The organism is Streptomyces sp. Edi2 (assembly GCF_040253635.1).
Classification (GTDB): Bacteria; Actinomycetota; Actinomycetes; order Streptomycetales; family Streptomycetaceae; genus Streptomyces.
Map to the genome: position 1 here is coordinate 521859 of NZ_JBEJGX010000003.1, position 12390 is coordinate 534248.

Annotated in this window: 10 protein-coding genes and 1 pseudogene; 5 read left to right on the forward strand and 6 right to left on the reverse strand. The window is 67.4% G+C overall.

From position 1 onward, the window contains the following. Positions 1 to 54: 54 nt before the first annotated feature. The 3 genes from ABR737_RS05795 to ABR737_RS05805 all read left to right on the forward strand — a co-directional run bounded on the left by ABR737_RS05795 (position 55) and on the right by ABR737_RS05805 (position 2143). On the forward strand, positions 55 to 1194 hold the full coding sequence (locus ABR737_RS05795; RefSeq protein ID WP_350249107.1) for an inorganic phosphate transporter: 1140 nt from the start codon (positions 55 to 57) through the stop codon (positions 1192 to 1194). Positions 1195 to 1282: 88 nt separating this feature from the next. Next, positions 1283 to 1522, forward strand: a complete 240-nt coding sequence (locus ABR737_RS05800; RefSeq protein ID WP_350249108.1) for a hypothetical protein — start codon at positions 1283 to 1285, stop codon at positions 1520 to 1522. Between the two features lie 222 nt (positions 1523 to 1744). Continuing rightward, entirely contained in the window at positions 1745 to 2143 is a 399-nt protein-coding gene (locus ABR737_RS05805; RefSeq protein WP_350249109.1) for a hypothetical protein, read from the forward strand. 1125 nt (positions 2144 to 3268) lie between these two features. On the opposite strand, the gene ABR737_RS05810 is transcribed toward ABR737_RS05805, so the two are convergent. The 5 genes from ABR737_RS05810 to ABR737_RS05830 are packed head-to-tail and all read right to left on the reverse strand — an operon-like array spanning position 3269 to position 9265. Next, positions 3269 to 4954 carry an AMP-binding protein gene (locus ABR737_RS05810; RefSeq protein WP_350249110.1) on the reverse strand — a complete coding sequence of 562 codons (1686 nt, stop codon included), beginning with the start codon at positions 4952 to 4954 and terminating at the stop codon, positions 3269 to 3271. Between the two features lie 22 nt (positions 4955 to 4976). Then, positions 4977 to 6890, reverse strand: coding sequence for an FAD/NAD(P)-binding protein (locus ABR737_RS05815; protein ID WP_350249111.1), 1914 nt, complete (start codon positions 6888 to 6890; stop codon positions 4977 to 4979). Positions 6891 to 6918: 28 nt separating this feature from the next. Beyond that, the gene (locus ABR737_RS05820; protein ID WP_350249112.1) at positions 6919 to 8310 is read right to left on the reverse strand and encodes a TrpB-like pyridoxal phosphate-dependent enzyme; all 1392 of its coding nucleotides are present in this window, start codon (positions 8308 to 8310) and stop codon (positions 6919 to 6921) included. 19 nt (positions 8311 to 8329) lie between these two features. Beyond that, the gene (locus ABR737_RS05825) at positions 8330 to 8575 is read right to left on the reverse strand and encodes an acyl carrier protein (protein WP_350249113.1); all 246 of its coding nucleotides are present in this window, start codon (positions 8573 to 8575) and stop codon (positions 8330 to 8332) included. Between the two features lie 57 nt (positions 8576 to 8632). After that, positions 8633 to 9265 (reverse strand): LysE family translocator, encoded by a 633-nt coding sequence (locus ABR737_RS05830; RefSeq protein ID WP_350249114.1) that lies wholly within the window; start codon positions 9263 to 9265, stop codon positions 8633 to 8635. A gap of 738 nt (positions 9266 to 10003) precedes the next feature. On the opposite strand from ABR737_RS05830, the pseudogene ABR737_RS05835 reads away from it, so the two are divergent. Beyond that, positions 10004 to 10468 (forward strand): annotated as a pseudogene (locus tag ABR737_RS05835) (transposase); the annotation flags it as partial. Between the two features lie 170 nt (positions 10469 to 10638). Here the strand turns inward: ABR737_RS05835 and ABR737_RS05840 are convergent. Further along, positions 10639 to 11607, reverse strand: a complete 969-nt coding sequence (locus ABR737_RS05840; protein WP_350249115.1) for an NADPH:quinone oxidoreductase family protein — start codon at positions 11605 to 11607, stop codon at positions 10639 to 10641. A 149-nt stretch (positions 11608 to 11756) separates the two neighbouring features. On the opposite strand from ABR737_RS05840, the gene ABR737_RS05845 reads away from it, so the two are divergent. Beyond that, on the forward strand, positions 11757 to 12158 hold the full coding sequence (locus ABR737_RS05845) for a winged helix-turn-helix transcriptional regulator (RefSeq protein WP_350249116.1): 402 nt from the start codon (positions 11757 to 11759) through the stop codon (positions 12156 to 12158). The last annotated feature ends 232 nt before the right edge of the window (positions 12159 to 12390 follow it).

The window sequence follows — 12390 nt, forward strand, 5'->3', positions numbered from 1 at the left end:
AGATGATTCCGGTGGGCCCGTGCGGCCGGACCGCCCTCGATGCGGAGGACCGGGATGGCATCTGTCTCCTTCCTGCTGGTGGCCGTGATCCTTACAGCCCTGGCCTTCGACTTCACCAACGGATTCCACGACACCGCCAACTCGATGGCCACCTCCATCGCCACCGGGGCACTGAGCCCCCGGGTCGCCGTCGCCGTCGCGGGCGTGCTCAATCTGGGCGGAGCCTTCCTCTCCACCGAGGTGGCCAAGACGATCTCGGGCGGCATAGTCCAGGACAGCGAAGTGTCCCTGGTGATGATCTTTGCCGGGCTGATCGGGGCCATTCTGTGGAATCTGGTCACCTGGCTCCTCGGGCTGCCGTCCAGCTCGTCCCACGCCCTGTTCGGCGGGCTGATCGGCGCGGTGTGGGTGGGGGCCGGTGGTTCCGCGGTGCGCTTCGGCACGATCATCGAGAAGATCGTGATTCCTGCGGTGGCCTCGCCGGTGGTGGCCTGCGTGGTGGCGCTGCTGGCCACCTACCTCGCCTATGTGATCACCCGGAGGACTTCGGCACGCGCCGCCGGGAAGGGCTTCCGTGCGGGGCAGATCGGATCGGCGTCCTTGGTGGCGCTGGCTCACGGCACCAACGACGCCCAGAAGACCATGGGCGTCATCACCCTCGCACTCATCGCGAGCGGAGTGCTCGACCACGGCGCGGGGCCGCCCTGGTGGGTGGTGCTGAGCGCGGGCCTGGCGATCTCCCTGGGCACCTACGTGGGCGGCTGGCGGATCATCCGGACCATGGGCAAGGGGCTCACCGACATCCAGGCCCCGCAGGGCTTCGCCGCCGAGACCAGCGCGACCGCGGTGATCCTTGCCTCGTCGCACATGGGCTTCGCGCTGTCGACCACCCAGGTCTGCACGGGGAGCATCCTCGGCGCGGGGCTGGGCCGCAGGCTGGCACATGTGCGCTGGGGTGTCGCCGGGCGGATCGCGGTGTCCTGGCTGCTGACGCTGCCGGCCGCGGCCGCCGTGGGGGGCCTGGCGGCGTGGGTGGCCGACCAGGGCAACGCGGGGGTGGCCCTGGTCGCGGGCGTCGCGCTGGCTGCCGCGGCGGGCTTCTACGTGCTCTCGCGCCGCCGCCCGGTGAGCCCGGAGAACGTCAATGAGGTGCCGGCACCCGCTGCGGAGCCCACTGTCAAGTCGGCCGCCTGAGCCGAACCGTCCCGGCAGGCCGTCGTCGAGGAAGAGGCGGAGGGGAAGGGCGCAGGAGCGCAGGAAGGGCGCAGGAAGGAGAAAGACGATGGGCATCGGCTGGGGCACTCTCGCCGGAGTCTTCGGTGTCAGCCTCGGGATCACCGTGGTGGTGGTCGTGATGTTCTCGCTCGGACTGGCCGCCTGGGCCCGCGCCGGACACGGAGAGCCCGCTCCCGACGTGCCCCGGGGCCGGCACCAGAAGACGGCGACCGCCACGGCCGTGCTGTGCTTCGCCGCCTGCCTCGCGGTCGCGGCCTACGGGATCGACCTGATCGTTCCCGGCTGACCCTGCCCCGGTCACTCCCCTCGCCCGAAGTCTTCTTCCCGCGCGTCGGCCTGACCCGCCTGTCTTCGGAGGGAAGTGGCCGACCGCAGTGACGAAGTAGTGACCATCGGGAGTCAACCTCGTGCCCCGCTGACGGCTCTCTCTCGGTGAAAGCACGTCAATCACGGACTCTTGAGTCCCAGTTGACGCATTGCGAACTTAGGTATCCAAGGAGACACACATATGAAGCGTGGCCTGAAGCGGTTAGCTGTGATCGGCTCACTGGGTGCGGCCTCGGCTGCCCTGGCTACCTCACCGGCGTTCGCGAAGAGCGACATCTCGATCGAGGCCACTCCCCACACGGTGCATGTCGGCCAGGTCGTGAAGGTGCACGGCCAGGGTGGGGACGACGCCGAGCGGTACACCACGCTCGTCATACAGCAGAGGTCCGGCAAGCCCGGCCACTGGAGCAATTGGCGGACCGTGAAGCAGGACTTCGGTTTTGAGGTGAACGCGAACGTCAAGGCCACCCAGGCCGGCGAGCTGCAGTTCCGTTCGGTGCTGTACGCGACCGACGAGAACCACCAGCATGCGAAGACGGACCGCGTATCTGCGCCGCTGAACATCCACGTCGTCCGCTAGCCGGCACAACGGCACCGCATACCTGGGCGGCAAAAACGCCGCCGCTGTGTCCTGCCCCTGCACTCTCCGCACGTGAGGGCGTCTTTACCATGGCGAGTGCAGGGGCGCCACTTGTGGGTGCAGTAAGTAGTCCACGCGGATTACCACTCGCCCGGGCACGATGCACACCTGCGATTGCGCGGCAAGCCGTCGACGGGAATACTGAAGAGTACGGGCAGGGAAGACCCGGAAGCGCGCTGCGTGTGACGCTATGTGCCTCACGCAGCGTTTCCCTTGCCTGGATATTCGCAACTCGGCACGTCGGCCGGAATTCCTGCCGGAGCATCCGCCGGAAATTCAGGGTGCTCCGTAGGCTCCATTGCGCGAGGTCGGCACAGCAAAGACCCGCCTTCGCCGACGACGCATTCCTCATCGAGATCAGCGGGTCAAGAGGCCCCATCGGATGACGCTCCGATTCGGATGGCGCGAACGGGAATTGACACGAGGGGCACGTGCCTGTCTCGCAGCACCTTCGAGGCCAGCCCTCATGGTTGGGGACCAGCCTCGAAGTTAACCCGTGGGGTCGCTAGAAACGGCCTCCACGGCCGCCGAAACCGCGGCCTCGGCCAAAGCCTCGTCCACGACCGAAGCCGCGTCCGCGGCCCCGCCCATAGCGGCCTCCACGTCCACGACCGTATCCACGGCCGTAGTCGTCCCAATCGTCGCCATGCCTACGGGGGAATACACTTCGGAAGCTCATCGTGCCTCCTCGGATCTCTGACTTGGATCTCTGAATGATCATCCAGCCATCCAGCTGGACCACTCCCCACGCTACGCCGCGATACGAGTCGAAATCAAACGGGAAAAGTCTGCAGGTGAAGGGATATTCGCCGTTTCCCCATGCACCCAACGTGGCCGCTGGTTGCTCTCTGAATTCCAACTTCCCCGCCGCGCCCGGTCGGATTTCAGGCACCCCTGTCCTCTCGTCGCACCATCGGCACTCCGGTATCCCGTATCCGAGATTCCGCTATCCAGGCCAATACCGCATTCTCAGCGGAGAATTGAGCAATGATCAGGCGATGCCGCCGGGCCCGGCGTGGCAGGGAACGGTACAGAGATCGCTCCACGGCCCATGACCGACCGAGACTATGCCAGGGCGGTGGGTGGGCCGGCGGCGAACTCGACGTGGCGGGACCTGCGCAGCCGTCGGACGGCCTCGCGCTGGACCTTGCCCGATTCGGTGCGGGGCAGGTCGTCCACGAACTCGACGAACCGCACCAGCTTGGGCGCGGGCAGATGTTTTTCCAGGTGCGCGAAGAGTGCTTCGGCGGTGGCGCGGCTGGCATTCCAGCCGGCGCTGAGCACGACGTACGCCTTGGGTGCCAGTGCCGTGCCCTCGGACACGGGTACCACGGACAGTTCGGCGACGGCGGGGTGCAGCACCAGCACGTGTTCCAGTTCGAGGGGAGCGATCAGCGTCCCGTCCGGTCCCTCGAACACGTCCTTGCGGCGCCCGAGATAGACCAGGGAACCGTCGCTGTCCCACCGGGCCAGGTCACCGGTCCGGTAGAGGCCGCCCGGCGTATGGCTGGTGGCATTATCCTCCGGGTCGAGGTAGCCGCGCATCATGCCGACGGGCTCGTTGGTCAGGTCCAGGCACAGTTCGCCCTCCTGAGCCGGCTCATCGGTACCGGGCCGCACCACCACCAGCTCGTAGCCCGGCAGCGGGTAGCCCATGGATACCGGGTCCGCCGGGGAAGAGGCGGTGACCCCGGCCATGGCGGTGACCTCGGACTGTCCGAAGCCATTGCGGACGGTCACCCCGGCCAGCCTGCGGACCTGTTCGACCACATCACCCATGAGCGGTTCACCGACACTGACGGCGTGCCTCAACCCGGGCAGGCCGTCGGGCAGCCCGGTCCGGATCAGTGCGCGCCAGATGCTGGGCGGCGCACAGAAGCTGGTGACCGTCCCGGTCCCCAGTACCTCCAGCAGCCGCTGCGGGGTCGCGTCGGCGTTGTCCATGGACACCACGGTGGCCTCGGCGTTCCAGGGCCCGAACAGCGAGCTCCACGGGTACTTCGCCCAGGCCGGGGCGGAGACGTTGAGGTGCACATCCCCCGGCTTCAGACCGTTCCAGTACATGCTCGCCAGATGCCCGATCGCGTAGCTGACGTGCGTGTGCACCACCAGCTTCGGCCGTGAGGTGGAGCCGGAGGTGAAGTAGTAGAACAGCGGCTCGTCGGCCTCGGTGGGGCCTTCCGGCACGAAGTCGCCCTCGTGCTCGGCCGAGGTGGCGAAGTCGGCCCAGCCCTCGTGCTCGCCGCCCACGATGATCCTGGTGCGGAGGCCGTCCACGGCGAGCCCCGGCACGATCCGGTGGTCGGCGATCACATGCCGGGCTCCGGCCCTGCCGATCCTGGTGCGCAGTTCCTCGGGCGAGATGGTGATGAAGGCGGGCGCGACAACGGCACGGATCTTGATCAGGGCGAGCATCAGCTCCCACAGCTCGATCCGGTTGTCCATCAGCAGCATCACCACGTCGCCGCGGCGGATGCCCTGCGACAGCAGCCAGCTTGCGGCCCGGTCGGAACGCCGGGAAAGCTCCTGGAAGGTCAGCTCCCCCTGTCCGACGATGCGCAGCGCCACCCGGTCGTTGTCCTGGGCGATCCGGTCGAACCAGTCGGTCGCCCAGTTGAACTGCCGTGGCCGCGGCCACCGGAACGCCTTGCGCGCGGCGTCCTGGTCGTTGGCGTGGTGCAAAAGGAGGTCCCGCGCGGCACGGAACTCCCGGTACGCATCGTCTTGCCCGGACAACTTGTCCCCGATCACTGGAAGGTGTTGGACTCGGCGATCACTGGAAGGTGTGGGGCCCGGCCCGGCGCAGCACGCTGAGGGCTATCACGTCGGCGTCCCTGGAGAAGGAGGTGTGCACGCCCGGCCGGCCGTTGCCGATCTGGGTGAACCAGCACACCCGCTCGGTCGGGATGCCCAGCGCGTACAGGGCCCGGTGCGGCCGGCCGTCGGCCGCGATCACCCGGCGTTCGGCCGGGGTGATGTGCAGCGCCCCGGTGGCAAACATCTCTTCGGTGTCGCCGTGCACGAAGTCGACGGCCATCCGCTCCTCGACCAGCTGCCGCATCAGCGGATCGGTGTTGCGGATCAGGCCGGCGGTCGGGATCCGGGAGTCGATGAGCACGTCGCAGTGCCTGCGCGAGCCCTCGACGGCCGGGGATTCCAGGAAGAACCGGCCCTGCTCGGTGTCGCATCCGTGGACCACGTCCGGCCCTGCCACGTCGAGCACCCTGGCATCGATCAACGCCAGGAACTGCGCGGTGCGTTCCAGCGGCGGGCCGGTGAACAGCGTCGAGGTGCGTGAGACGAACCGGCCGAGGAAGTCGGCCCGATGGGATCGCGGGGTCAGGCCACCGAAGTCCACGGCGTGCCGCAGCACTTCGCGGGAGTCGCGGATGGCGTCCAGCGCGGCCTTGAGCGGACTGTCCACGTTGCCCTGGCCGGCCTCGGTGATGTCGGCGAGCAGAATGCGCCGTACCTCGGCGACCACGTCGGCACCGGAGTCGAACCGTTTGGTGTGCAACGGTCTGGACAGCTGGTCCAGGTCGACCGGTTCCACGTCGGCGAGCTCGTGGCGCAGGACCACCTCGCGCCAGCTCGCCAGGTCCGGGCCGAGTGCGCGGAGCTCGGCGCCGACCGCCTCGGCACGCTCCGGCCCGTGCTGGGTCCTCGCCTGGGTGGTGTAGTACACGTAGTTGATTTCGGCCTGCAGTAAGGACAGCACGTCGCGGTCGAAGTCCAGGGCGGGGTTGCCCCGGTGCACCGCGTTGCGCTCGCGCAGCCGGCCGATGGCGGCCGAGGTGAGGAACTTCGGCGCCGCGCGTTCGGTCACCCCTTTCTGGTTGCGGCCCCGCGAACGGATCGGCAGTCCGCTGCGCGAGCCCGCGACCACCGTGGGCTCATTGCCGCTGGGCACGTAGCACATCGCCCCGTCGCCGTTCACCTTGAACTTTCCGCCTCGGCCGACGGTGAAGGACATCAGGATGTCGTAGAAGGACAGGCCGAGCCCCACGATGCCGACCGAGGTGCCGGGCGGGATCGACCGCAGTTCCAGGTCGGCGGCCGAGTCCCCGCTGAGGTAACAAAGTCCGGACCGGTCCCGTGCGAACCGCGCCAGCTCGGACTGGTGCTCGGACAGCTCCGCCTGGGCGTGCCCGGTGGTGATGACCACGGCGCCGGCGGTCACGGTGCGCTCGTCGTCCGAGGTGGACACCCGGAGTTCGTAGCTGTTGCCGTTCTCCCGCAACGAGGTGACCTTGCCGACCACTTCGACGACCTCGCCGAGCCCGGACATGGCACGTACCACCGCGTCGTACACGTAGCGCAGGTACCGGCCGTAGGCGTACCTCGGTGCGTAGTCGTCATGGTCCAGTCCGGACAGCTCCGGTTCCGGCTGCGTGTGCAGCCACTGCTGGAAGGACAGGCCGGCGCCCGGCCGGCATGGCTCACCGTCAGCGACCCCGGAGAACATACTGATTTCACCGACGACGGTGTTCATCAGGAAGCTGGTCTCCTGGTCGGTTCGCCAGATCCGGCCCGCTCCCAGTTCCACCGCGTCGATCAGCCAGATCCTGACGTTCGGCGGCTCCGTCTCGGCCATCCGATTGGCCGCGATCCGCTCGAACACCGAGATCCCGCGCGGTCCGGTGCCCACGATTGCGACGTCCAGCACGCTATCGGTCAGGTGTTGCACGACCTGTCCCCCTTTCTAGGGCTCGCCTTCAGCGCGCAGCCGCGCCCAGGTCGTCCATGGCCGGCAGGCGTCCGAGCGAGGCGGTGATCAACTCGTCAGACGCCGCCATGTCGGTCATGTTCCCGCTGAGGAACTGCTGGTAGGCCGACAGGTCGAGCAGGCCGTGGCCGCTGAGGTTGAACAGGATGACCCTCTCCCTGCCCTCCTTCTTGGCCTGCAGCGCCTCTTCGATCGCGCCCCGGATGGCGTGCGCCGACTCGGGGGCCGGGATGATGCCCTCCTCATTGGCGAAGGTGAGACCGGCCTCGAACACCGGGCGCTGCGCGTAGGCCACCGCCTCGATCAGCTTCTGGTGGTACATCGCGCTCACCAAGGGAGCGGCGCCGTGGTAGCGCAGGCCGCCGGCGTGGATGCCCGGGGAGACGAAGGTGTGCCCCAGGGTGTACATCTTGGTCATCGGTGTGATGCCGGTGTAGTCGTTGTAGTCCCAGGCGTAACGGCCCTTGGTGAGCTTGGGGCATGCCTCCGGTTCCACCGCGACGAACCGAGTCTCCAGGCCCTCGCGCACCTTCTCGTGGAAGAACGGCAGGCAGATGCCGGAGAAGTTGCTGCCCGCGCCGACCGAGCCGATGACCACATCCGGGAAGTCGCCGATGGCGCGGAACTGCCGGACCGCTTCCTGTCCGATCACGGTCTGGTGCAGCAGGACGTGGTTCTCCCCGCTGCCCACCGAGAGGTTGCAGCGCTCCACCTGGCGCGCATGCTCGAAGGCCTCCGCGTTGGCGATGGACAGGCTGCCGTCGGTGTTCGGATCGCGGGCCAGCGCGGCGCGCCCGGCCTCGGAGTTCTCGTTGGGGCTGGAGATGACCTTGGCCCCGTTCATCTCCATCATGATCCGGCGGTAGGGCTTCTGGTCGTAGCTGACCCGGACCATGTAGACGGTGCACTCAAGGCCGAAGATGCGGCAGGCGACGGCGAGGGCCGAGCCCCACTGGCCGGCGCCGGTGCCGGTGGTCAGGCTGGTGATGCCGGCCTGCTTGTAGTAGTAGGCCTGGGCGAGGGCGGTGTTCAGCTTGTGGCTGCCGGTGGTGTTGGTGCCCTCGTACTTGTAGTAGATGCGGGCCGGGGTGTCGAGCAGCTGCTCCAGCCGGCGTGCCCGGTGGAGCGGGGTCGGCCGCCAGCGCAGGTACTCCTCGCGTACCGGCTGCGGGATCTCGACGAACCGTTCCTGGCCCATGCTCTGCCGGTACATCGACAGCGGGATCTGCGGGGTGACCGAGCCACCGCCCTCGCGGGACTCCGGCCTGGCCTGGCGCAGCTTCGCCGCGTCCTCGACGCCGGTGAGGTCGGACAGCACGTTGTACCAGTGAGTGGGAACGATTTCTTCAGCGGTCAGCGAGGCTTCTGCCGAATTCACCATGCGTTTCCGATCCTCGTTTCTAGGAATTTTCCACGTGCGACTGGACCAGTTTCACGAGATCTTCGACCCGACACAGCGCGGCCTCGAATATCTCGCTGTCACCGACCGTGATGCCACATTCCTTCTCGACCCGTACGACGATTTCAAGAATGGTCAACGAGTCGATTCCGATCTCGCGCAACTCGTCATCAATCTTGATTTCGGCCGGCGCGGACGATCCGAGTACGGCTGCGATGATCTCGCATACCCGGGTGTCAACCTTCACAGGAGACGTCAAGGCAATACCTCTTCCCTGGAGTTCTTCGCTTTTCCCGCTGTTCCGCTAGGCCATGGGCCCCGTCATCACTGCGGTGCGCAGCCCGAGCAGCAGCAGAACCGCCCCGCTCACCCAGGCCAGTCCCACCCGCATCGCCGGCATGGCCAGCAGCCGCCGCGCCAGGCCGACGAGGGTGACCACCACCGCGTACCAGCCGGCGCTGATCATGATCTGCACGGCGGTCAGCGTGACCACGTCGGCGGGCGAACCGCCGCCGACCGGCAGGAACTGTGGGATCAACGCCAGGTAGACGGTAGCCATTTTGGGGTTGGCGGCACTGGTGACCAGCCCCGACCGGTAGGACCGCCACAGGTCGGCGCCGCCGTGCTCGTCAGGCGCCTGTTCCGGCGGCTCGCCGAACTTCCACCGGTTGCGCACCGTCGTCACCGCGAGATAGCAGAGGTAGGCGGCGCCCACCAGCTTGAATGCGGTGAACACCAGCGGAGAGGTCTGGGTCAGTGCGGCCAGCCCGAGGGCGGAGGCCGCCGCCCACATGAGCAGCCCGGTGCTGCTTCCGAGAATGGTCACCAACCCGGCACCGCGTCCAAAGCGGAGCGTCTCGTTCACCAACACCATGAATGACGGCCCCGGTGCGGCCACCATCGCAAAAATCGTCGCGATGAAAACCCAAGTCACCATGGAGTTTCCGCAATATTCATGGTCATTCGACCGGAGAGCACAGTTAACGCTTGTGCATCCAATCGAAACGACCCCCCTTCAAGGTCCGAAATCCCCCGGATCTTGATCACCATCATTGGAACGCTAGCCGCTGGTGATGACCTCAGGCAACAAGCTGGGAAAATAAATTCCTGAGTATGGGAGGAAGTTACGAGGCAGTAAGAATCAATTTTGGTCACCCCGGAGTGCGACCACGAGCCCACCACGTCGGAGTACTGCTGCAGATGGTGCACATTCGGCCATGAACATGCCCTCGCCCGTGGGCCGGAGGCGTGTCCATCACCACACTTCCGCTCCCCGTGGAACCAACCGACGGGAAATGCACTGTAAGCGTGGTGGAGAAGGCCGCGATCGGGCAGAGCCGTGCGGTGGTTGCGCCCGCACCACGCGGGTGGCACCTGTGACGAGCGAAGTGGCCGGAGCATTCCTCTTGAGCCTGCGGAGTCCCGGGCAGGGACATCTCCACGGCGCGCAGGGTCACTGCCCGCTCCGACGTGAGCGGGCGGCGGGACGAAGAACTGCCGGAAAGATGCGGTGGGTTATGAGGTGGACTGGGGCGCGGTCCGCGCCTCCGCCTCTGCATCGCCGGCGGGCCCGGTGGCGTCGGAGTGGTCGTTGCCCGTCGGCTCCTCGGAGGTCAGGTGGAGCCCGACCACGCCGCCGATGATCGCGAGGGTTAAGACCGTGTCCTATGTGGTGGGCGAACACGCAGGTCCCAGCCCCGTGGACCGGGGCAAGCCGGGTTCCGAGATGCACATCCTGCCGGACGCGAACGGACTGCCCCTGGTCGTCGGCATCTCCGCGGCCAACGTCCACGACAGCCGGGCATTGAAGCCGATGGTGGCCGGCCACCAAACGAGACATGACCCCTACCGCGGCCGCCACTTCAAGCCGCAACGCCTCCACGCCGACAAGGCATACGACGTACCCGAGCTGCGCGGCTGGTTACGCGGCAAGTGCATCGGGGTGCGGATCGCGCGCAAAGGCGTCGAGTCCAGCGAACGGCTTGGCCGACGAAGGTGGGTGATAGAGCGCACCATGTCCTGGCTGGCTGGATACCGCCGACTCAGCCCGCGCCACGAACGTAAACCACGCCACTACCTGGCATTTCTCGGTCGCGCCGCCGCCCTCTGCGGCTACAAGCGACTCGTCCGACTCACTACATACGACAACATAGGACACGGTCTCAGTGTCACTTCGTACCGAACGGTGCAGGCCCGGCGGCGGTCGCGCGGCTGGAGACCGGGCCGGCCGAGGAAGCCGGCACCGGCCGACAACTGACCACCGCCTCGCCTTCTCTCGCTCGCGCTCGGGTGCGATCCAGCCGGGTCGTCTCACCGAACGTCCAGTAGCACCTTCCCTTGCGCGCGGCGCTGGTCGAGTTCGAGCAGAGCCTGCGATGCCTGCGCCAGCGGGAAGCGCCGCCCGAGCACGGGCTGAAGCTTGCCAGTCCGCAGGAGCGGCAACAGCGCGGCCCACTGCTCCTGCAGATAGGAAGGCTGCTCCTCCCAGAAGGCACCCCAGCCGACCCCCAAGACGCTGAGGTTGTTGCGCATGAGACTGTCGATCTTGACCTGGGCGACGTCGCCGCCCGTTGAGCCGATGACCAGAAGGCGGCCCTCGCGCGCGAGGCTGCGCAGCGAGCCGTGGACCCGGTCGGCGCCGACCGGGTCCACGACGATGTCAACGCCGCAATTACCGGTCAGCTCCCGCACCGTGTCCTCGTAGGCGTCAGCCAGGACGACCTCGTCGGCGCCGGCGGCCTTTGCCGTATCGACCTTGCCTGGTTCGGACACGACCGCGATCACCCTGGCACCCAGCGCGGCGGCCAACTGCACGGCAGCGGTACCGACGCCGCCGGCGGCCCCGTGCACCAAAACCGTGTCGCCCGGATTCAGCTGCGCCCGGCGCACCAGGCCGAAGTGCATGGTCAGATAGTTCATAGGCAGGGCCGCGCCGGCGTGGAAGGACACGTTGTCGGGGAGCGGGAAGACTGCCGTCAGCGGTGCGGCCACCGTCTCGGCGTACCCGCCGACCCCGGGGAAGGCCGCGACCCGCTGTCCGGCCGTCAGGCCGCTGTCCAAGGGCGCGGACCGAACGATCCCGGCGACCTCGGCGCCCGGGATGAAGGGCAGTGTCCGCTGCAGGTGATACTCACCGCGGCTCTGCAAAACCTCCGGGAACGTCACGCCGGCAACGTGCACGTCGATGACGACCGACTCGGCACCGCCCGTCGGTTCATCGACTTCGGCGACCTCTATCGCGGTGGGGCCCTTCAGGCTCGTGATGGGGGTCGCACGCATGGAGGCTCCTAGGATGGGACAACAGGCTGGTAGGACGCAGTTACTTTTCGCGTCTCGGTACTCTTTGAGAACCACGACCATCGTGGTGCACCAGCCGCACCCTGAGCAATAAGGCACTTTTCGGTGTCTCGGTTCCCTGGAGGTAACGGATGCCCTCGACGGGTAACCAGTCGCAGCAGGACGCGGGCAGGGCCCGCGTCGTCCTCGGCATGGTCGGGGACAAGTGGTCGCTCCTGGTCGTGTGCCGCCTCGATCAGGGGCCGCGCCGTTTCACCGAACTCAAGCGAGCTGTCGACGGGATCAGTCAACGCATGCTCACGGTGACCCTGCGGAGTCTGGAGCGGGACGGCATCGTGACCCGCACCGTCCACAACGTCATGCCGCCGCACGTCACCTACGAGCTCACCGCGATGGGCACAACGCTCTACGAAGCCGCCACGCCCCTCCTGAAGTGGACCACCGAGCACCTGGCGCACATCGACGACGCCCGCGCGGCTTACGACGCTCGCGCCGCTACCCCCGCCCCCGCGTCCGTCACACATCACACCTGACCTTTGACACCTCCCGCTCGCGCGCTGACGACTCCGAGCACACAGCGAATGACCTCCAGGAACTCGCGCGCTGACCTGCGGGTTGACCGCGGTGCTCACCCGGACCAACTCAACCACCCTCGGGCCACCTGAAGAACTCAGTCACAAGTGGCGGTAGAACGTCACGACTGCCCGACCTGTGACGCCCCCGCCTGCCGCACTCGCGGCGGTCTAAGTAGATCCAGGCCATGGT